This is a genomic window from Streptomyces sp. NPDC002130, from assembly GCF_040296465.1.
Taxonomy (GTDB): Bacteria; Actinomycetota; Actinomycetes; order Streptomycetales; family Streptomycetaceae; genus Streptomyces.
On the sequence record NZ_JBEOXI010000151.1, the window covers coordinates 1 to 20897 of the forward strand.

Annotated in this window: 15 protein-coding genes and 1 pseudogene; 4 read left to right on the forward strand and 12 right to left on the reverse strand. The window is 69.7% G+C overall.

All coding sequences use genetic code 11. From position 1 onward, the window contains the following. Positions 1-1255 (reverse strand): aldehyde dehydrogenase family protein (locus tag ABT116_RS26110; RefSeq protein ID WP_351638391.1); only part of this gene is annotated, 1255 nt, incomplete at its 3' end. Between the two features lie 196 nt (positions 1256-1451). Then, positions 1452-3113: a choline dehydrogenase gene (gene betA / locus ABT116_RS26115; protein WP_351638394.1), complete on the reverse strand. Its 1662-nt coding sequence runs from the start codon at positions 3111-3113 to the stop codon at positions 1452-1454. A gap of 208 nt (positions 3114-3321) precedes the next feature. On the opposite strand from betA, the gene ABT116_RS26120 reads away from it, so the two are divergent. Next, positions 3322-4068 (forward strand): IclR family transcriptional regulator, encoded by a 747-nt coding sequence (locus ABT116_RS26120; RefSeq protein WP_107457790.1) that lies wholly within the window; start codon positions 3322-3324, stop codon positions 4066-4068. A 67-nt stretch (positions 4069-4135) separates the two neighbouring features. Here the strand turns inward: ABT116_RS26120 and ABT116_RS26125 are convergent, their stop codons facing one another. The 8 genes from ABT116_RS26125 to ABT116_RS26160 all read right to left on the reverse strand — a co-directional run bounded on the left by ABT116_RS26125 (position 4136) and on the right by ABT116_RS26160 (position 13156). Continuing rightward, positions 4136-5266: an aromatic ring-hydroxylating oxygenase subunit alpha gene (locus tag ABT116_RS26125; protein ID WP_351638396.1), complete on the reverse strand. Its 1131-nt coding sequence runs from the start codon at positions 5264-5266 to the stop codon at positions 4136-4138. Positions 5267-5357: 91 nt separating this feature from the next. After that, positions 5358-6521: an NAD(P)/FAD-dependent oxidoreductase gene (locus ABT116_RS26130; protein WP_351638399.1), complete on the reverse strand. Its 1164-nt coding sequence runs from the start codon at positions 6519-6521 to the stop codon at positions 5358-5360. Beyond that, complete coding sequence (locus tag ABT116_RS26135) at positions 6518-6880, reverse strand: bifunctional 3-phenylpropionate/cinnamic acid dioxygenase ferredoxin subunit (protein ID WP_351638401.1); 363 nt, start codon at positions 6878-6880, stop codon at positions 6518-6520. The genes ABT116_RS26130 and ABT116_RS26135 overlap by 4 nt, the downstream gene beginning before the upstream one ends. Positions 6881-7016: 136 nt before the next feature. Then, positions 7017-7781 (reverse strand): dihydropteroate synthase, encoded by a 765-nt coding sequence (locus ABT116_RS26140; RefSeq protein WP_502983942.1) that lies wholly within the window; start codon positions 7779-7781, stop codon positions 7017-7019. Between the two features lie 224 nt (positions 7782-8005). Next, entirely contained in the window at positions 8006-8641 is a 636-nt protein-coding gene (locus ABT116_RS26145; protein WP_351638404.1) for an MBL fold metallo-hydrolase, read from the reverse strand. Continuing rightward, complete coding sequence (locus ABT116_RS26150) at positions 8641-9726, reverse strand: S-(hydroxymethyl)mycothiol dehydrogenase (RefSeq protein ID WP_351638407.1); 1086 nt, start codon at positions 9724-9726, stop codon at positions 8641-8643. Before ABT116_RS26150 ends, ABT116_RS26145 begins: the two co-directional genes overlap by 1 nt. Positions 9727-10044: 318 nt before the next feature. Beyond that, the gene (locus tag ABT116_RS26155; RefSeq protein WP_351638411.1) at positions 10045-11349 is read right to left on the reverse strand and encodes a type III PLP-dependent enzyme domain-containing protein; all 1305 of its coding nucleotides are present in this window, start codon (positions 11347-11349) and stop codon (positions 10045-10047) included. Positions 11350-11554: 205 nt separating this feature from the next. Further along, positions 11555-13156, reverse strand: a complete 1602-nt coding sequence (locus ABT116_RS26160) for a PucR family transcriptional regulator (protein ID WP_351638413.1) — start codon at positions 13154-13156, stop codon at positions 11555-11557. 583 nt (positions 13157-13739) lie between these two features. Between ABT116_RS26160 and ABT116_RS26165 the strand changes: the two genes are divergently transcribed. Beyond that, on the forward strand, positions 13740-14927 hold the full coding sequence (locus ABT116_RS26165; RefSeq protein WP_351638416.1) for an ABC transporter substrate-binding protein: 1188 nt from the start codon (positions 13740-13742) through the stop codon (positions 14925-14927). A 90-nt stretch (positions 14928-15017) separates the two neighbouring features. Here the strand turns inward: ABT116_RS26165 and yidD are convergent, their stop codons facing one another. Beyond that, complete coding sequence (gene yidD, locus ABT116_RS26170) at positions 15018-15455, reverse strand: membrane protein insertion efficiency factor YidD (RefSeq protein ID WP_351638418.1); 438 nt, start codon at positions 15453-15455, stop codon at positions 15018-15020. 69 nt (positions 15456-15524) lie between these two features. After that, a complete protein-coding gene (locus tag ABT116_RS26175; protein ID WP_351638421.1) occupies positions 15525-17288 on the reverse strand; it encodes a hydroxysqualene dehydroxylase in 1764 nt (587 codons plus the stop codon). A 525-nt stretch (positions 17289-17813) separates the two neighbouring features. Between ABT116_RS26175 and ABT116_RS26180 the strand changes: the two are divergent. Beyond that, a pseudogene (locus ABT116_RS26180) lies at positions 17814-18997 on the forward strand (IS701 family transposase). A gap of 366 nt (positions 18998-19363) precedes the next feature. Beyond that, positions 19364-20794: a non-reducing end alpha-L-arabinofuranosidase family hydrolase gene (locus ABT116_RS26185; protein ID WP_351638425.1), complete on the forward strand. Its 1431-nt coding sequence runs from the start codon at positions 19364-19366 to the stop codon at positions 20792-20794. The last annotated feature ends 103 nt before the right edge of the window (positions 20795-20897 follow it).

Here is a 20897-nt window from a genome sequence, read left to right on the forward strand (position 1 = left end):
CCTGCGTCCAGACGGCGCCGGCGAGTCCGTACTCGGTGTCGTTGGCGATGCGTACCGCGTCGTCCTCGTCGGTGAAGCGCTCCACGGTGAGGACGGGCCCGAAGGACTCCTCGTGCACCACGCTCATGTCCTGGCCGCACGCGTCGAGCACGGTCGGCGGGTAGTAGTGGCCGTCGGCCAGGGCCGGGTCGTCGGGGCGTTCGCCGCCGCAGCGCAGGACGGCGCCCTCCGCGAGTCCGGCCGCGACGTAGGCCTCGACCTTCGCCAGGTGCTGGGCGGAGATCAGCGGGCCGGTGTCGGCCTGCGGGTCGAAGGGACCGCCGAGGCGGATGCGCCGGGCGCGGCGGACCACCTCGTCGACGAACCGGTCGTGCAGTGCGTCCTCGACGATCAGCCGGGCGCCGGCCGAGCAGACCTGCCCGGAATGCAGAAAGACGGCCGTGAGCGCGAAGTCCACGGCCGTCTCGAAGTCGGCGTCGGCGAAGACGACATTGGGGTTCTTGCCGCCGAGCTCCAGCGCGACCTTCTTCACGGTCGCGGCGGCGGTGGCCATGATGCGCCTGCCGGTGTCCAGGCCGCCGGTGAAGGAGACCATGTCGACAGCGGGGTCCTCGGCAAGCGGTGCCCCCACCTCGGGCCCGGTTCCCAGGACGAGGTTGGCGGTGCCGTCCGGAAGTCCGGCCTCCGCCAGGGCCCTCATCAGCAGGATCGAGGTGGAGGGGGTGAGTTCGCTGGGCTTGAGCACGATGGTGTTGCCGGCGAGGAGGGCCGGGGCGACCTTCCAGCTCGCCTGGAGCAGTGGGTAGTTCCAGGGGGTGATCAGTGCGCACACGCCGATCGGCTCGTACACGACGCGGCTGACGGCGTCGTCGCGGCCGGTGTCGATCACCCGGCCGGCGTCGGTGCCGCCGAGCCCTCCGTAGTAGCGGAAGCAGGAGACGACGTCGGCGACGTCGTACTCGCTCTCCACCAGCCGCTTGCCGGTGTCCAGTGATTCGGCGCGGGCGAACGCGTCGGCGTCGCGTTCGAGGATGTCGGCGGTGCGCAGCAGGAGCGCGCCGCGCTCGCGCTCGGGGGTGCGCGGCCAGGGCCCCTCGTCGAAGGCCCGGCGGGCTGCGGCGATGGCCGCCTCGGTGTCGGGGCGGGTGCCTTCGGACACGGTCACGGAGAGTGTGCCGTCGGCGGGGCAGCGGATGTCCCGGTGGCCTCCGGCCACGGGATCACGCCATTTGCCGTCCACGTACAGGTCTGCCACGTCGGGGCCCTTCGAGCGAATCGCGTTGCGCATCACGCACCGCATTGCTTGTGGTGGAACACTCTGGAGAAGGCGGGAACCCACGTCAAGGGGTTGGCCGATGACGGTTTTACCAAGGGGGCAACCCATAGAACCCGACGCCGACCAGCCCGGACCACCGGATTTCCGGGCCGGTCGGCTGTCTGAAAACAGTGGGTTACGCGGAGGCTTCGCGGTGCCGGTAGTACGCGGCGCCGGACGGCGGCAGCGGCTCCTTGCCGAGGATGAGGTCGGCGGCCTTCTCCGCGATCATCATCACCGGCGCGTAGATGTTGCCGTTGGTGATGTAGGGCATCACGGACGCGTCGACGACCCGCAGTCCCTCCACGCCGTGCACGCGCAGGTCGGCCGGGTCCACGACGGCCATCTCGTCGGTGCCCATCTTGCAGGTGCAGGACGGATGCAGCGCGGTCTCGGCGTCCTTGGCGACCCAGGCGAGGATCTCCTCATCGCTCTCCACGGCCGGGCCGGGCGAGATCTCCCCGGCGTTGTACGGGGCCATGGCGGGCTGGTTGAGCAGCCTGCGCGCGACCCTGACGGCCTCGACCCACTCCCGGCGGTCCTGCTCGGTGGAGAGGTAGTTGAAGCGCAGCGCGGGGTGTTCGGCGGGATCCTTGCTCTTGATCTTCACCGAGCCGATGGCGTCGGAGTACATGGGCCCGACGTGCACCTGGTAGCCGTGTCCGCCGGCCGGGACGGAGCCGTCGTAGCGGACCGCGATGGGCAGGAAGTGGAACATCAGGTTGGGGTAGTCCACGTCGTCGTTGCCGCGGACGAAGCCGCCCGCCTCGAAGTGGTTGGTCGCGGCCGGTCCCGTACGGAAGAGCCACTGCAGGCCGATGAAGGGGGCACGCCACTTCGCGAGGTACGGCTGCATGGAGACGGGCTGCTTGCACCCGTACTGGATGTACACCTCCAGGTGGTCCTGGAGGTTCTCGCCGACGCCCGGCAGATCGTGTACGACGTCCACGCCGAGCGCCGCGAGCTCCTTGGCGTTGCCGACGCCGGAGAGCTGGAGGAGCTGCGGGGAGTTGATCGCGCCTCCGCAGAGGATCACCTCACCGGCCCGCACCCGCTGGGGCCTGCCGCGGCCGTGCCGATACTCGACGCCGACGGCCCGCTTGCCCTCGAAGAGGACCCGGGTGACCAGGGCACGCGTGGTGACGGTGAGGTTGGGCCGCTTCCGCACGGGCTTGAGGTACGCCTTCGCGGCCGACAGGCGGCGCCCGCGGTGGACATTGCGGTCGAACCTGGCGAAACCTTCCTGCCGATAGCCGTTCACGTCACTGGTGGGAGCGTGCCCCGCTTCCTCGGTGGCCTTGAGGAAGGCCTCGAAGAGCGGGTTGGTCCCGGGACCCCGTTCGAGGACGAGGGGGCCGTCGTGGCCGCGGAACTCGTCGTCCGGGTCGGCGGCCAGGCAGTTCTCCATCCGCCGGAAGTACGGCAGACAGTGCGCGTAGTCCCAGCTCTCCATTCCGGGGTCGGCCGCCCAGCGCTCGTAGTCCATGGGGTTGCCGCGCTGGAAGATCATGCCGTTGATGCTGCTGGAACCGCCCAGGACCTTGCCGCGCGCGTGGTAGACGCGCCGGCCGCCCATGTGGGGCTCGGGTTCGGACTCGTACTTCCAGTCGTAGAAGCGGCTGCCGATCGGGTAGGTCAGTGCCGCGGGCATGTGGATGAAGACGTCCCATGGGTAGTCGGGTCTGCCCGCCTCCAGGACCAGTACCCGGTTGCCGGGATCCGCGGAGAGCCGGTTGGCCAGTGCACTGCCGGCCGATCCACCACCGACGATGACGAAGTCGTACTGCAAGTCAGCCATGAGGCCTCGTCTCGCTCGCGCCGTAGAGAATGCGCGGCATGCTAGTACCGGTATCTCTATGCGCACCAGGTTGCGGACAACGCAACTTCCGATTTTCTCGACCAAGGCCGTGACCTGCACCGCTGTCGGCTATGTTAATCGCCCGTATAGTTGCGTTGTGAGCAACTACCATCCAGATACCGAAACGACAAGTGCGCCGACCGGCGGAGTGCAGTCGGTCGATCGAGCCATCACCGTGCTGGAGATCCTGGCCCGGCGCGGCGAGGCGGGCGTCAGCGAGGTAGCCGCCGAGATCGACGTCCACAAGTCCACCGCATTCCGGCTGCTGGGCGCTCTGGAGGTGCGCGGCCTGGTGGAACAGGCGGGTGAGCGCGGCAAGTACCGCCTCGGTTTCGGCATCGTCCGGCTCGCCGGTGCGGTCACCGGGCGCATCGACATCACCCAGCAGAGCCGCCCGGTCTGCGAGCGTCTGGCCGAGGAGATCGGCGAGACCGTGAACCTCGCCGTGATGCAGGAGAAGTACGCGATCAACCTGTACCAGGTGCGCGGTCCGGGTGCCGTCACGGCGTTCAACTGGGTCGGCCAGCTGACGCCGCTGCACGCCACCTCCAGCGGCAAGATCCTGCTGGCCCACATGCCGGCGAAGGAGCGTGCCGCGCTGCTGTCGGACGCGGGCCTGAAGAAGATGACGCCCCGCACCCTGACCGCGAAGACGAAGCTGGAGAAGAACCTCGCCGAGGCGCTGGAGCGCGGCTACTCCTGGACGCTGGAGGAGTTCGAGGCGGGGCTGCACGCCATGGCCGCCCCGGTCCGCAACCGGGACGGCGAGGTCATCGCGGCGATCAGCGCCTCAGGGCCGGCGTACCGGCTCACCGAGGACCGTATGCACGACCTCGCTCCGGTGCTGGTCAAGGGCGCGGACGAGATCAGCCATCGCATGGGCTACCTGGGCTGAGCCTGCCGCGCCGTCTGCGCCGACCGCCCCGCGCGCTGGGGGGGCGCCGGGCCGCCGGTAACCGCCGCTACTGCGGCCGCCCCGCGCCCAGGCGCTCCTGGACGAAGGTGTGGAACTCGCCGATGTGGTGTTCGCTGGGCACGAGGACCCCGCCCTTGGCGTACAGCCGGGAGCTCATCGCGGGCTGGCAGCGCTCGCACGCGTCGAAGTCCTGCCGGTTGACCCGGTCGAAGAGCTCCACCGAGCGGCTCACGTCCTTGCCGCTCTCGACGACGTGCTTGAGGTAGAGCCAGTCGCACTCGACGATGGTGCGGTCCGCGGCGACCGGGTACATCCGGTGGAAGATCACATGGTCGGGCACGAGGTTGATGAACACCTGCGGCCGGACGGTGATCGCGTAGTAGCGGCGGTCCTGGTCCTCGGTGACGCCCGGGATGCGGTCGAGGCCTTCCGAGCCGTCGACGGTGAAGCCCTTGATGTCCGCGCCGAACTCCGCACCGTGTCCCACGTAGTACTGGGCGGCGTAGCCGTCGGCGAACTCGGGGAGCACCTCGGTGAGTTCGGGGTGGATCGTCGCGCAGTGGTAGCACTCCATGAAGTTCTCGACGATGAGCTTCCAGTTCGCCCGGACGTCGTAGACGATGCGTCTGCCGACTTCGAGGTCCTCGACGCCGTAGTGCTCGATCGACTCCGTGTCGCCGAGACGCGCGACCACGTCCTGCACGACCTCGTCGAAGGGGGGCGGGTTCTCGGCGAGGCACACCCACACGTAACCGAGCCATTCGCGCGTCGCCACGGTTGCCAGGCCGTACTCGGTGCGGCTGACGTCGGGCATCCTGGTGAGGTTGGGCGCCGCCACGAGTTTGCCCGTCAGGTCGTACGTCCAGGCGTGATACGGGCATTGGAAGGCGCGCTTGACCTCGCCGCTCTCCTCCGTGCAGAGCTTGGCTCCGCGGTGCCGGCAGACGTTGAAGAAGGCGCGTACGGACTGGTCGCGGGCGCGGGTGACGAGGATGCTCTCGCGGCCGACCTGGACGGTCCGGAACGCCCCGGGGCCGGCGAGGTCGGCGGAGCGTACGGCGCAGAACCACATCGCCTCGAAGATGTGTTCCTGCTCCTGGGCGAAGAACGCGGGGTCCGTGTAGGCGGAACCGGGCAGGGTGGCGATGAGACTTTCCGGCAGGCCGGTCGAGGTCACAGTGCACTCCTCGGAGGAACGTCGTGAATCGGGCATGCACGCGCCGGGACGAGCTACACCGGACGTCGTCGGATCAAGGAGCAGCGCCCTTTCAGGGCGTGTTGGCCGCGAGCTGCTTGCGCCAGCGCATGAACAGCCGGGGCTGGTTCATCCCGAGGACGGCGACCGGGTGCCCGGCGCGTCGGTAGACGGCCAGGACGTTGCGGTCGTCGGCGGCGCCTTCCTCGATGGTGACGCTGTCGGCACGGGACGCGTGGCCGGCGAACTGGATCTTCACGCCGTACTGGTCCGACCAGAAGTACGGCGGCCTGGGTACGCCCGGTTCGGACTCGCCCCAGGAGAGCAGGGCGGCGACCGCCGCGTCGGGGCGTTCCCGGGCGCCGGTCCAGTGTTCGACGCGGCGGTGGGTGCCCGCGCGCGGGTCGTACCAGGAGGCGCAGTCGCCGACCGCGACCACCCCGGCCAGGCTGGTACGGCCGTCCGCGCCGCACTTGACGCCGTCGTCGAGTTCGACACCGGAGCCTGCCAGCCAGTCGACGCAGGGGCGGGCTCCGACACCCACGACGACGATGTCGGCGGGGATGCTGCGGCCGTCCTCCATCAGGACGGCGTCGACGCGGGTCTCGCCGCTCAGTCCCTTGACGCCCACGCCGCACAACAGGCGTACGCCGTGGTCGGCGTGGAGGGCGGAGACGATGCCGCCCATGGTCGCGCCGAGCGGTCCGGCCAGTGGTGTGGGCGCCGCCTCGACGATGGTCACGTCGAGGCCGAGGGCGTAGGCGGTGGAGGCGACCTCGGCGCCGATGAAGCCGCCGCCGATCACGACCAGGCGTCCGCCCCGGGCCAGTTCGTCCCGCAGGGCGCGGGCGTCGTCCAGGGTGCGCAGGGTGTGCACACCGGCCAGGCCGTCCATGCCGGGCAGGGTCCGGGCGGAAGCGCCGGTGGCGATGACGATGCCGTCGGCTCTCACCTCCCGGCCGTCGGTGAGCCGCACGGCGCGGGGTGTGGTGTCGAGTCCGGCGGCGCGGGCGCCGAGCAGCCACTCCGCTTGCAGGTCCTCGTCGTCCGGCTCCAGTGCGAGATCCGCTTCGCCGATGCCGCCGGCCAGGAACTCCTTGGACAGGGGCGGCCTGTCGTACGGGCGGTGGAGCTCGTCGCCTATGACGACCAGCCGTCCGTCGTACCCCTGCTTTCGCAAGGAGCGCGCCGCTGACAGTCCGGCCAGCGACGCGCCCACCACGGCGACCGTCCTCACGCGACGCCCCCGGCGAGCCGGGCGGCTATGCAGGGAGGCAGGTTCGGGGCTGCCGTGGACAGCCGGACGTAGATCATGCCGTCCTCGACGAAGACCTCGTGCGTGCGCACCGGGAGCTTGGCCGGCGGGGCGTCGACGGCTCCGGTCTTGAGGTTGAACTTCGAGGCGTGCAGCGGGCATTCGACCTCGCGCCCCTCCAGCCAGCCGTCGGCGAGCGAGGCGTCCTGGTGGGTGCATGTGTCGTCGATGGCGAAGAGTTCGCCGTCGTCGGTGTGGAACACCGAGACCGGCGGGTCGATGTCGAGCCTGTGGGCCTCGCCTCGGGGCAGATCCACGAGACGGCACGCGGGAATCATCATGACACCTCGGTGCGTATAGCGAAACGGATTGCGGTGAACGCAACGTCAGTTTGGGGTCGCCCACAAACCCTTGTCAAGGAGTTCACGGGCCCCTCCCCGCCCCTATTTTTCGTTGCGTTATGTGAAACCTCCTGCGCTATAGGAAACGCAGGTCAGAGCTGGGCACCCCGCAGAACCGGGGCTTCGGCGGCGGCGTCGACGCGTTCTCGAGACCCCAGCGGGCGGCCACGCGCACCGCGTCGGCCGTCGAGGCGACGTCGTGGACGCGGACGCACCAGGCACCCTGCGCGGCGGCCAGGACCGACACCGCGGAGGTGGCCGCGTCCTGCAGGTGCGCCGGGCGGGGCCGGCCCGTCTCCGGGTCCCTCAGCAGATGGCCCAGAAACGCCTTCCGCGCCGCGCCCACCAGAACCGGCCGGCCGAGTGCGGCGATGACCTCTCTGAGGCGGCCTAGGAGTCGCCAGTTGTCCTCGGCGTGCTTGGCGAACCCCAGTCCCGGGTCGACGATGAGACAGTCCGGCGGAATTCCTGCGCTCAGGGCCGCCTCGACTCTCGCCCGCAACTCGTCGACGACGTCGGCGACGTCGGCGACGACATCGGTGTATACAGCGTTGGCCTGCATGTCGGCGGAGTGCCCGCGCCAGTGCATCAGCACATAGGGCGTACCGGCCCGCGCCATCAACGGCAGCATCGCCGGGTCGGCGAGTCCGCCGGAGACGTCGTTGACCAGCAGTGCAAGTCCGTGTGCGACGGCCCGTTCCGGGGCGAACCACCGCCCGCCGTCGGAGAACGAGTCGGGCGTGACATTCACGATGCCCATCACCAGGGTTCGGTCCGGACGGGGAAGACCTGGCAGGGCAAGGGCGGGAGCGGCCCGGTCGGCCCGGGCGGCGGTGCTCATGCGACGCGGGGCGGGACGAGGGGACGCACGGGAGTCAGCATGGGCTTGTCCACCTCGTTGCATATCGAGGAACGGTGTGCGATGCGGGCAACGAGTGTGAGGACGCCGCGCGGCACTGTCAAGACAGGCCCGGATGGCCGGGGCGGGTCGTGTCCATGAGGCCCGCCAGGAACACGGAGGACCGAGGGCGTTCGGCCACCCCGGCCGGTACGGCGATGCTCGTGTCACCAGCCGCGGGCGGCCCACTCCTCCAGGTGCGGGGCTTCCGCCGCGATGGTGGTCGTGTCGCCGTGCCCGGTGTGCACGACCGTCTCGCCGGGGAGCGTCAGCAGACGGTCGCCGATCGAGGTGATGATCGCGCCGAAGTCGCTGTACGAGCGCCCGGTCGCGCCGGGCCCTCCCGCGAACAGCGTGTCGCCGCTGAACAGTGCCCCGAGGTCGGGGGCGTACAGGCACACGGCTCCGGGTGCGTGGCCGGGCGTGTGGAGGACGCGCAGTCCGATGCCCGCGACGACGAGTTCGTCGCCGTCGGCGAGGGGGCGGTCGGGGCGTCGGTTCGGGTGCACCGTCTTCCACAGCACCTGGTCGTCGGGGTGCAGCAGAACGCGCGCGCCGGTGGCGAGAGCGACGTCCGGTGCGGCGCGCACATGGTCGTCGTGGGCGTGGGTGCACACGACGGCCGACAGCCGGCGGTCACCGACGGCCTCCAGGACGGCGTCGGAGTCGTGCGCCGCGTCGATGACGACCACCTCGTCGTCGTCACCGACGATCCAGACGTTGTTGTCGACGTCCCAGGTGCCGCCGTCGAGACTGAACGTCCCGCTCGTGACGAGGTGTTCTATGCGGGGTGCGCCGGCCATCACAGCACCACCACGGAGCGCAGCACGTCGCCGCCGTGCATCTTCTCGAAGGCCTCCTCCACGTCGCCGAGGCCGATGGTCTCGGTGACGAACGCGTCCAGGTCGAACCGGCCGCCCAGGTACAGGTCGATGAGGGCCGGGAAGTCGCGCGAGGGCAGGCAGTCGCCGTACCAGCTGGACTTCAGCGAGCCGCCGCGGCCGAAGACGTCGAGCAGGGGCAGTTCCACCTTCATCTCCGGGGTGGGCACGCCGACCAGCACGACCGTGCCGGCCAGGTCCCGGGCGTAGAAGGCCTGCCGGTACGTCTCCGGACGGCCGACGGCCTCGACGACGACGTCCGCGCCGAAGCCGCCGGTGAGTTCGCGCACCGACTCCACCACGTCGCCCTTGGCGCCGTCGACGGTGTGGGTGGCCCCCATGGTCAGGGCACGGTCCAGCTTGCGCTGGTCGATGTCGACGGCGATGACCTTGGACGCGCCGGCGAGCCGGGCGCCCGCGACGGCGGCCATGCCGACACCGCCGCAGCCGATGACGGCGACGGAGTCCCCCCGCCCGACGGCGCCAGTGTTGACGGCGGCGCCGAAGCCCGCCATGACACCGCATCCGAGCAGCCCGGCTGCCGCCGCCGGGGCGGCCGGGTCCACCTTGGTGCACTGCCCGGCGGCGACCAGTGTCTTCTCCGCGAAGGCGCCGATGCCGAGGGCGGGCGAGAGCGGGGTGCCGTCGAGCAGCGTCATCGGCTGCGTCGCGTTGTGGGTGGCGAAGCAGTACCAGGGCTTGCCCTTGCTGCACGCCCGGCACTGTCCGCACACGGCACGCCAGTTGAGGATGACGAAGTCGCCGGGCTCGACGCCGGTGACCCCCTCCCCCACCGCCTCCACACGGCCGGCCGCCTCGTGCCCCAGAAGGAAGGGGAACTCGTCGTTGATCCCGCCCTCGCGGTAGTGGAGGTCGGTGTGGCAGACGCCGCACGCCTCGACCTTGACCAGCGCCTCACCCGGACCGGGATCGGGGACGACGATCGTCTCGACGGAAACCGGGGCGCCCTTCTTCCGGGCGACGACGGCACGTACCTCGTGAGCCATGAGCTGCTCCTCAGACGGGAAACTCGCGCGGGTGCGCTGCTTCATGAGTTGCTTTATCAGATACACGCACCGCTATACGCAACTGAGCATCGGGGAGGAGGACACCAGGGGTCAAGGGGTCGGCCGGAACCGGTCCGACCAGGCCGGATCAGTGAGGTGACGGACAGCTGGTCCGCGCGCACACGGCGAGTGGCGCTCCTGCTCACGCACCGGTTCGGGCATCTCCGTCGGCTCGGCGCGCAGCGCCTTCACCCCGGAGGAATACAAGCCGATCATCACGAAGACGCAGGCGGATGCGGGCCGGCAGTTCACCGGGGGTCACCGGCCGGTCCGGGCTATCAGGTCGTCGATGGTCTGGGCAGAGCGCAGGAGCTCGAATCGGACCTCTCGCCGGGGTTCGGTGCGGACGCCGTAGACGGCGGGTTCGGGCAGCGTGTTGAAGTGGTAGGGGGCGGAGAAGCAGTAGGCGCCGGTGTCGAGGAGCGCCACGATGTCGCCGGGTACCAGTGCGGGCAGGGGACGGGATCGGGCGATCAGGTCGCCGGCGAAGCAGAGGGGGCCGGCGATGTCCTGAGCCACTGGCGGCCCGGTCTTGCGTGCGCCGGTGGGGTCGTGCGCGGTGACGCGCAGGGGCCAGGAGTCGGGCTGGAACACGGTGCGTGTGGCGACCTGGGCGCCGGCATGGGTGATCGCGATCGGACGTTGCCCGGATGTCTTGGTGTACTCGACGAAGGCGGCGGTGAACCCGTTCTTGGAGAGCAGGGAGTGGCCGAACTCGGTGACGATCCGGTATGCGCCGGTGAACAGGGCCGGTGCGTGGTCGTGCAGCCGGTCGACGTAGGCGTCGAAGCCGGGGGCGGTGCTGTCGCTGTCGAAGTCGACCGGGAGGCCGCCGCCGATGTCGATGCCGACGATCTGCCGCCGGCCGAGTACGGCGTTGACCTGCTCGGCGAACGCGACGGTCCTCGAGATGCCCTGGGCGATCAGATCGAGCGGGCAGCCCTGTGATCCGACGTGTGCGTGCACCCACGTGAGCCATGGATGCTCTCGGTACGCGCGCAGCAGCCGCTCCATGTTGCCGTCGTCCTCCAGCGCGATGCCGAATTTGGACGTCGCGGTCGCGGTGCTGCTCGCGGCGATCGAGCCGGCGCCGACCTGCGGGTTGATCCGTACTCCGATCTGCGAGGTCGACGAACGGGTGGCGAGGAGGTCGCCGATGCGGTCCAGCTCCTGGAAGTTGTCCGCGTTCACCGCGACACCCAGCTCCAGCGCCTGGAGGAGCTCCGCGCGGGTCTTCGCCGGGGAGTCGAAAACAATCTGTTCGGGGGCGAACCCGGCTGCCAGGGCCTGGGCGAGCTCCCCGGCACTGGCCACCTCGCAGCCCATGCCGAGCCCTCGAAGCTCCTCGAGCAGCGGGACCAGGGGGTTCGCCTTCGCGGCGAACGCGTGCAGCACGGAGACCGAGTCGGGGAAGGCTCGCTGAAGAGCCGCGACGCTGTCGGCGACGCCGTCGAGGTCGACGAAACCCGCCAGGAGCGCGTCGTCCGGGGCGATGAGCCGCTGTCGTATCGCGGCGGTGAGGATGCGTTCTCGTCGCTGTGCTGCCGGGGAGTGGGTCATCATGCGCCTTCCGGGTCGTCGAAGTGCTCGCCCGGGTCCACCGGACGCGCAGCCCTCAGACTCCGGCACCTGGGAAACCGCGTCTTCGTCCCGGCGACCACACTTCCGCGCGGTGATGTGCGCCCGCCGACCAAGCGCCGCGGGTGACCGGTGCGTCCTTGTGCCGGGGCACGGAAGCGAGCAGGTGCATTGGTGCGCGCCGACCACGTCAGCGCTCGCCGGGGCCTTCGTGGCTCATGAGGCGTAGCTGCAGATGGGCCAGGAGCCTGGCCTGTGGATCGTCCAGCTCCAGACCGCACACCTCACGCACCCGCCGGATGCGGTAGCGGAAGGTGTTGGGGTGGACGCCCAGCGCCCGGGATGCGGCGGGAACGTCCGAGAAGTGATCGAGGTAGGCGCTCAGCGTGTCGACCAATGCCCCGCCGTGCTCGGCGTCGTACGCGGCCAGGCGCGTCACCGGCAGCTCCGGCGGCAACGGAACCTCGCGCAGCGTGTCGAAGATGTGGAGCATCGCCACCGTCTCGGCCACCTCGCCCACCCGCGCGACGGTGCCTGGTCCGTCGCGGGACAGCAGTGCCCGAAGCGCCATCTCGGCCGTCCGCCGCGACTCGGCCGCCTGGCGCAGGTGGACCACGACCTCCCCGACACCGACGCGCACCGTCGCGGCGACCGTCGCGGACAGCTGCGTGGCGAGGGCCTCTCCCAGCCGCGTCACCTGAGCCGCGGCGCGCTCGGAGTCCGCTGCCAGTCCGCCCAGCAGTACCAGCACGCCATCGGCGACCGTCACCACGACCGCCTCATGCCCGTGCGCGGCACACTGCACGGCCACCAGGTCAGGGACACGGTTCTCGTCCCGGCCCCTGCCTGTTCCCGGCGCGGCGTGCACCGCCAGCACCGCGCACCGGCCGTCGAGCGGCAGCGGGGTGCGTGCTGCCAGCGCCTCAGCGGAGCCCAGTCCCTCCAGCAGCGCCCGTGCCGTCTCCTGCACGACCTGCATCTGGCCCGCCCGGCGGGAGCGGTGATGGAGCAGATGCGGTGCGGCAGCCCGCGCGGCAGCCCGCACGTCGTCCTCGGCCGTCTCCGGCAACGGCCGCCCGGCGGCCGCCACCCAGATGGAACCCAACGCCTCGCCACCAGCGGTGACCGCGACGGCCAGCCGCTCGGGGAGATCGTTCTCGGCGGGGCGGCGGACCACGTCGCCCGTCCCCCACAACAGCCGGAAGAAGCCTGTATCCCTCATCGCGGCCACCGCTGTGTCCGGCACCCGGCGGCCGAGGATGGTCCGCCGGCGCATGTCGTCCACATCCTCGTCCGTGGACGAGTAGGCGAGCACGCGTGACTGCAGGTCCTCGATCGTCACCGCTCCACCGACCATCGCGGCCACCGCATCGGCCAGCCCCTCCAGATCGCCCAGAGTCACCCGGGCGATCTGCGGATCGGCCGAACAGCCGACCGCGGCCAGCCCCGCCCGCACTACGCCCACCACCTGTGCCCAGGCAACCCATGCCGTGCGGAAGAACACCGCCACGCCCGCGTCCGCGGCCGCCGAACGCACCGCCGGACTCGCCCGGCCGGGCAGATCCGGGCCGAAGACCACCGCCACCGCCGCGGCCCGGCCGGCTGCCCGGATCACGTCGGCAGCGGCACTGGAACCGGGATCGACACCGACCGCCAGCAGGATCTGTCCCGGCGGCACCCCCGGGTCCCGTACGTCCCACACGGTGACGCCCTGTACAGGAGTGGCCAGGCCGCCAGGAGCCGCGTACAGCTCAAGAGCACCGGCCCCCACCACCGACAGCAGCGACTCCAACGTCGGAGGGGCCGCCGCAGAGGAGTGGTGAGGGGGGAAAGAACCACCTGCCGGCATGAGGAGCCCCTGCACTGGAATTCACGGCGTTCGCGATGAGAACGCCGGGTCGGGTCGAAGTCCAGCCTACTGATCGAGTGCCGAACAGGGCGGCCGGGATCTGCGGCTTCTGTCTGCCCAGCTGCCCCCAGGCCGTGTCCGCGCTCAAGGATCTTCCCGGCCAGGCCGCGCGCCTCCGCGCTGCGTGGCGCGAGCGCACCAGGCGCGGCTAGGCGGTGAAACTGGCCGGAGACAGCAGGTCGTGCTCAAGGACGAGCCGCCAACCCAGCTCCTTCCACGCTTCAGGGTTGTCCTGGCGCTCCACCCGCTCCAAGAGCTCAGGAACGCGATCGACGTCGAATCTGCAGTCGCGCATTCGTGCCCGGTTCACCACCTGGGCATTGAACCCTCTCAAGCCGGCCAGGGGCGACTCCGCGTTCGCAGGTCTGTCGGAGCCCCTTGATCGACAAGGTCTCCGGTACCCGCGCCCGGCCTCTCGACGCCGTGTCAATTGTTCGGTCGACAACGGGCGCGGCATGCTGCCCCCATGCCCCTGAAGACGATCCCTCCGCTCTCCCGCCGTACGCTGTTGCGCGCGCTGGGCTCCGGCGCGGTGCTCGGCGGACTCGCCGGGTGTGGTGTCCCGGCCGCGTATGTACGCCCCGGCGACCGCGCCGCCGTCGATCTGTCCTCCACCGAGCAGCGGCTGAACTGGGCGAACTGGCCGCTGTACATCGACACCGATGACGAGCGCCCCTCGCGGCGGCCCACCCTGGAGGCCTTCGAGAAGCGCACAGGGATCTCGGTCGAGTACGTCGAGGAGATCAACGACAACGACGAGTTCTTCGGCAAGATCAGCCCGGCGCTGATGAACCATCAGCCCACCGGCCGCGATCTGATCGTCATCAGTGACTGGATGAGCGCGCGGTTCGTGCGGCTCGGCTGGGTGCAGGAGATGGACCGGGCCCGGCAGCCGAACGTGACCCGGTACCTCGACCCGCAGTTGCGGTCGCCGGTGTTCGACCCCGGCCGCACGTGCACGGTGCCGTGGCAGTCCGGCATCACCGGCATCGCCTACAACCGGCGCAGGACCGGCCGGGAGATACGGCGGGTGTCGGATCTGTGGGCGAGCGACCTGAAGGGCCGGGTCACCCTGCTGTCCGGTCTGGACGAAGCGTTCGCGCTGCTGATGCAGGGCAACGGCGTCGACATCACCCGGTGGACGGCCGACGACTTCCACACCGTCTGTGACCAGGTGGAGAAGCAGGTGAAGGCGGGACAGATCCGGCGCTTCACGGGCAACGACTACATCAAGGACCTGTCCAGTGGTGATGTCCTGGCATGCCAGGCGTATTCGGGAGATGTGATCCAGCTCCAGGCCGACGACCCGGACGTCGAATTCGTCGTCCCCGAAGAAGGCGCGGAGCTGTGGGCCGAGTCGCTGATGATTCCCAACCTCGCCCGGCACAAAGCGAATGCGGAGCGGCTCATCGACTACTACTACGATCCCGAGGTCGCCGCCGAGCTGGCCGCCTGGGTCAACTACGTCTGCCCGGTCCCTGCCGCCCGGGAGGTCCTGGCCTCCGCGCAGGACGAGGAGAGCGCCGCCCTCGCCGAGAATCCGTTGATCTTCCCTGACAAGGAGATGCGCAGCCGGCTCGCCATCGCACGGGACGTCAACTCCGACGAGCGCGTGGAGTTCAGCAAGCGGTGGAATCAGATCGCGGGATTGTGAGGGCGGCCGCGGGTGGGACACCGGGGAAGGTGGGGTTGTAGGCGGCCACTCGGACACCGCCGCGGGCAGCCCGGCCGTGCCCAACGGCCGTCAGTGATGGCCCGGCGGTACCGGATCGCGGTAGCCGCGGTGCCGGGCCGCGCCGGGGCGGCAGCGCAGCAGGCGTGTCACGATCAGCCGGCCGCCGCGGAGGGCGCCGTGGTGGTGGAGTGCCTGTACGGCGTACGTGGAGCAACTCTGGGTGTACGGGCAGCACGGCGGCCGAGTCGGGCTGACCGCGACACGGTAGTGCCGCACGGACCGGTACATCGCGGCGGCCAACCGGCCGCGCGGCGGGGGCGCGGCCGGGTCGGCGCCGTGATCGACGGTGAGCGAGGGGCGCAGCAGCGTGAGCCACAGGGCCGCCGCCTGTGACCACGCGCCGCCGCAGCAACAGGGGTGCGTCAGTGTGTCGAGCGTGGTCGCGCAGCAGCCCTCCTCCTCGCCGTCCTCGTTCCTCCTCCGGCAACGCTGACCGTTCCGCGCCACTGCCCACCTCCGCTTCTTCGCAACGCGGAAAGATCATACGAAGCAGCGGAACCATGACGCGCGGGGCCTTCAGCCGATGTCGAAGGCATTCGGCAGTCCGAGGAGGAAGCGGGTGCGGTCGTGGCGTCTGAGGGGCTCCAGTTCGGGGGCTCGGTACAGGGGGGTCACGGTGCAGCGTTGCGCGGTGGATCCGCATCGGTCCAGCAGGGCGTTGACAGCCTGCCGTGCCGAGGAGTTGGCGCCTTCCATCGTGGCGAGGTCGATGGGTACTGCCACGTAGTCGCCGGCCAGGAAGAGGTTGGGGATCCTCGTGGCCGATTGCGGGCGGTGGTGGAAGGTGCCCACCGGGTGGATGAGCAGTTGTTCGTCGTTGACGGGATGCGGCGTGCCGAGACCGTCGACAGCGGGGTCGAGGAACCACGAGTGCAGCACGGAGTCCTTCAGGACCGTACGACCGCTGTCGTTGAGCGACGCCTTCAGCTGTGCCCACACCTCGCGTGCGACTTCGGTACGGGTGCACTGCTTGGCCGTCTTGCCGTACAGGATGCCCGGGCGGTCCCACTCGGAGACGTCCACGGACAGGCAGTCCGCGACCGTACCGTCGCCGTAATCGGCCGGGAAGTCGCGGCCGGGCCAGTGCTGGGCTTGGGCGATCGCGGTCAGCGACCACGGGGAGTCGATGAGGTCGAGGTGGCCGTGCACGGCCGATACGCGTTCGGTCAGGTAGAACTGAATGCCCGTCATCCAGTCCGTCTCCAGGCGGTCGCACTCGGCCAGCTGGGGGTCGGCTGCGCGGACGGCGGAGTTCCATGTGCGGCGGGCGTGTTCGACGGGCATCGCCGAGATGTAGTGGTCGGCGGTGACGGTCCGGCGCACGCCTGAGCGGTCCTCCACGACGGCTCCGGCGACCGCACCCGCGTCCAGGGTCAGGTCCCGTACGGTCCAGCCGACGCGGAACTCGACCCCGAGTGACCTCAGGTGGGTCACCCAGGGGTCGATCCATGCCTCGTTGGTGGGTGCGTTGAGGATCCGGTCCAGTGGTCCGTCCGCGCCCCGCCCGAGGAGGTTGAAGGCGAAGGCTTCCAGCAGGGTGCCGACCGTACGAGTGCTGGCCTCCTCCGCCTTGGTGGCCACGATGTTGCGGGTGATGCCGACCGCAAGGACCCGCTGGTAGTCGTAGGACATCCGGCCGGCCCGGACGAAATCCCACCAGGGCGTCCGCTCCCATACGCTGTCGCGGCGCTGGTCGCAGCTGGTGAGAAAGACCAGGAAGCGGTTGGCGAAGTAGAGGGCCTCGTGCAGCGGGAGGTTGAAGGCCGTGTCCAGAACGGCGGTGAAGGCGCGGCGGATTTCGTCGGGGGTGAGTTCGGCCGGGGTGTTGTCGGGCCAGGGCAGCGGAATCCGGATGTCCTCACGGCCGCCCGACCTGGCGAACAGCATCTCCTTCGGGGCGACGAGGTTGTCGTGAACGCCGCCCGGGTTGCCGGGGAACGGGATGCGCCGCATCGTGTCGGGCAGGTTGTGGTAAATGCCGGGGATGAAGCGGAAGCCGTGCTCGCCCGGCAGGGGGCGTCGGCCGCCCGTGCCACTGTCCGGTACGTCCATGCTGCGGGCCTTGCCGCCGAGTGCCTTGCGTTCGTAGACCGTGACCCGGAAACCGCGCTCGGCGAGTTCGTGGGCGGCCGTGAGCCCGGCGACACCGCCGCCCAGGACCGCCACGGACTGCGGTGTGGAGGCGTTCTCGGCCGAAGCCGCTTCTGGGGTCCCGAGGGCCACCCCGCCGCCGGCGGCCGCGGCAGTGCCCAGGAACTCTCTGCGCGTGGTGCCACTCATCGCCACCCCTTACCGTTGGTAACGTCGGCCGCACGAGGATATGGGCGTGCCGGCAATCCCGGAAGGCACCCGACGCAACTTGGCCTGATGGCACATCAGTTGGACCGCTCGAACCACGTAGACGCCGTTTCACCTGGTCGCTGAAGGGCGGCGGTCTCAACCGGTCGGCCGGGGACCGGCGGACGACAAGACCGATGGTGAAGCCTCACCGATGTCTGCAACCGCTGCATCTACAACGCCCCCGTCCACGACCAGGAACAGCAGATGAGGGGTTACTGGGGCCGTTGAGGGATCCGGGCGAGGCCGGCTCCAGCGGTGAATGTGCTGTGGGCGGCGGACGGATTCAGCCGAACTGGCCGAGAACCTTCGAAGGCGATGGCAGCCGATCAGCGCCCGCGCCCGGCGTATCGAGGACCGGCGGCATGCAGGGCGGCCCTCACGCCTGAAGCGGCATCCTCGGCACCGGCGCTAATACTGCAACGGTCTTTGCCGTGACTGCTGGCCAGCTCGGTCGTTGGTGTGGTTATGGGTGGGGACCTTGCTGATGTCGGGTTGTGGGCGGGGGAACTTGACGCTCTGCATGAGCGGCTCGTGCACCGGTTCAACCGGGGGGAGCCGAGGCAGTCGGCGCTGGCTTACATGCGAGGTCTGGTTGCGCCGCTGCAGCGGAAGAACGGCTGGACGCTGGCGGAGGAGGCCGGGCACACGGGTCCCGATCGCATCCAGCGGTTGCTGAATCGGATCGAGTGGGACGCCGACGCGGTTCTGAACAACGTTCGTGACTACGTCGTGGAACACCTCGGTGACCGGGATGCCGTCCTGATCGTCGACGACACCGGGTTTCTGAAGAAGGGCATCCGTTCGGCCGGCGTCCAGCGGCAGTACTCCGGCACCGCCGGGCGCACCGAGAACTGCCAGGTCGGGGTGTTCCTCGCCTACGCCACCGGCCGCGGCCGCACGCTGATCGACCGGCGGCTGTATCTGCCCACGTCCTGGACGGACGACCGGGACCGCTGCCGGCGGGCCGGCATCGACGACGCCATCGGCTTCGAGACGAAGGTGGCCATGGCCAAGGCGATGATCCGCCGGGCCATCGCCGACAAGATCCCGTTCAGCTGGGTCACGGCGGACGCCGCATACGGCTACAGCAAGGGCTGGCGGTTCGAGCTGGAGCAGGCGGACGTCTTCCACGTCATGGCCACCACCCGGCACGACACCGTCGTCACCCGCTGGTCCATCGACCATCCCGTGCACGAGCTGTTTCCCGGCCTGCCGCGGCAGAAATGGAAACGCCGGTCCTGCAGTGAAGGAGCCCATGGCCGACGGATCTTTGACTGGCCCGCGTGAAGGTTCGGCCCTGGCACCGCGAGGACCGCCGGCACTGGGTCCTCGCCCGCCGCAGCGTGAGCAGGCCCGAGGAGATCTCCTACTACATCGCCTACTGTCCCGCCGGCACGACGCTGAACGACCTGATCCGCATCGCGGGCAGCCGGTGGGCGGTTGAGGAATGCTTCCAGACCGCGAAGCAGGAGTGCGGCCTGGACGACTACCAGGTCCGCCGCTACCCCGGCTGGCACCGCCACATGACCCTGGCCATGGCCGCCCACGCCCGCCTGACCGTCCTGCGGGCCCGAGAGCTGGACACGGACAAAGCAGAAACGGATCCTCCCGGCTCATCCACCTCAGCCTCGCCGAGATCCGACGCCTGATCACCCGCCTCACCGACCGCCGCCCCACCCCGGTCGACCACATCCTGCACTGGTCCCACTGGCGACGACGACGCCAGCACCAGGCCCGCATCAGCCACTACAAACGACGCGGACACAGCCCCTGAAAACCGCCAGCACTCACAACAAGCACCGTTGCAGTACTAGGCCTTCTTCCGGCTCGTGACTTTTCCGGCTCGTGAATTCTGTGAGAAGTATTGACGCGGGTGGCCGGATCTTTATTATCCACTTGCTCGATACTTCGATCTGTGTTCGACATGGCGAACATATGCGAGGTCGCGCCGCACCACCCCACGCACAGCCTCCGAGGAGCCGGCAGAGCCGCGCACTCAGAAACATGAGGTCCCCATGCACAGACTCAGCTTCAGCCGCAGACGTCCGTCCGCGGTCATCGCCGCCGCGACCGCGACCATGGTCTCGCTTGCGGCGTTGCTGGTCGCCAGCCCGGCCGCCCAGGCGGCCACCAGCGGCGCCCTGCGTGGCACCGGTTCCGGCCGGTGTCTCGACGTGCCGGGCGCCAGCCAGACCAATGGCACCGCCACCCAGATCTATGACTGCTGGGGCGGGACCAACCAGCAGTGGACGCTGACGGACAGCAACCAGCTGACCGTGTACGGCAACAAGTGCCTGGATGTGCCCGGCCACGCCACGACGTCCGGGACCCGGCCGGTGATCTGGGACTGCAACGGCGGTACGAACCAGCAGTGGCGGGTGAACACGGACGGTACGGTCGTCGGCGTGGAGTCCGGGCTGTGCCTGAGCGTCGTGGGTGCCGGTACCGTCAACGGCACTGCGGTGGAGATCGCGACCTGCAACGGCGGCAGCAACCAGAAGTGGACCGGCCTGTCCGCCTCGGGCACCACGTGTTCCCTTCCGTCGACATACCGGTGGACCTCGACCGGGGCACTGGCCCAGCCGGCGAACGGGTGGGCCGCGCTCAAGGACTTCACCACTGTGACGTACCAGGGCAAGCACCTGGTCTACGGGACGTACTCCGACGGCAACTGGAAGTCGATGGGCTTCGGCGCCTTCACGAACTGGTCGGACATGGCCTCCGCCCCCCAGACCGCCATGAGCCAGACCGCGGTGGCGCCCACCCTGTTCTACTTCGCGCCCAAGAACATCTGGGTGATGGCCTCCCAGTGGAGCGGTGGCTGGCCCTTCAACTACCGCACGTCGACCGACCCCACCAACCCCAACAGCTGGTCCGCGCCGCAGCCGCTGTTCACCGGCACCCTCCCCAGCACCGAGAACTCCCCCACCGGCGCGCTCGACCAGACCCTGATCGCCGACAACCAGAACATGTACCTGTTCTTCGCCGGTGACAACGGCAAGATCTACAAGTCGACCATGCCGCTCGCGAACTTCCCGGGCAACTTCGGGTCGTCGTACACGACGGTCATCAGCGACACCGTGGACAAGGTGTTCGAGGCGCCGGAGGTCTACAAGGTCCAGGGCCAGAACCAGTACCTCATGATCGTCGAGGCGCGGGGCGCGAACGGGCGCTACTTCCGCTCGTACACCGCCTCCAGCCTGAACGGTCCGTGGACCGTGCAAGCCGGCAGCGAGAGCGCCCCCTTCGCGGGCAAGGCCAACAGCGGCGCCACCTGGACCAACGACATCAGCCACGGTGACCTGGTCCGCAACAACCCCGACCAGACCAAGACCATCGACCCATGCAACCTGCAGTTCCTCTACCAGGGCAGGGGCGCCACCCAGAACGGCCTCGACTACTCGCTGTGGCCGTACCGTCCGGGTGTCCTCACCCTGCAGCGCTGACCCGCTCGACACGCACAACCCAGTGGAACCCCAGCCGCACCTCGGCTGGGGTTCCTCCCCTTTGGTCGCGGTTCAGCAGCTCCAGGTAACGCGTGAGCTGCTC

Bases quoted from the DNA above. Each gene is read 5' to 3' on its own strand.
- betA (WP_351638394.1), bottom strand. From the start codon at position 3,113: ATGGCTGACTTGCAGTACGACTTCGTCATCGTCGGTGGTGGATCGGCC.
- ABT116_RS26135 (WP_351638401.1), bottom strand. From the start codon at position 6,880: ATGATGATTCCCGCGTGCCGTCTCGTGGATCTGCCCCGAGGCGAGGCC.
- ABT116_RS26140 (WP_502983942.1), bottom strand. From the start codon at position 7,781: ATGAGCACCGCCGCCCGGGCCGACCGGGCCGCTCCCGCCCTTGCCCTG.
- ABT116_RS26145 (WP_351638404.1), bottom strand. From the start codon at position 8,641: ATGGCCGGCGCACCCCGCATAGAACACCTCGTCACGAGCGGGACGTTC.
- ABT116_RS26150 (WP_351638407.1), bottom strand. From the start codon at position 9,726: ATGGCTCACGAGGTACGTGCCGTCGTCGCCCGGAAGAAGGGCGCCCCG.
- ABT116_RS26155 (WP_351638411.1), bottom strand. From the start codon at position 11,349: ATGATGACCCACTCCCCGGCAGCACAGCGACGAGAACGCATCCTCACC.
- ABT116_RS26165 (WP_351638416.1), top strand. From the start codon at position 13,740: ATGCCCCTGAAGACGATCCCTCCGCTCTCCCGCCGTACGCTGTTGCGC.
- ABT116_RS26175 (WP_351638421.1), bottom strand. From the start codon at position 17,288: ATGAGTGGCACCACGCGCAGAGAGTTCCTGGGCACTGCCGCGGCCGCC.
- ABT116_RS26185 (WP_351638425.1), top strand. From the start codon at position 19,364: ATGCACAGACTCAGCTTCAGCCGCAGACGTCCGTCCGCGGTCATCGCC.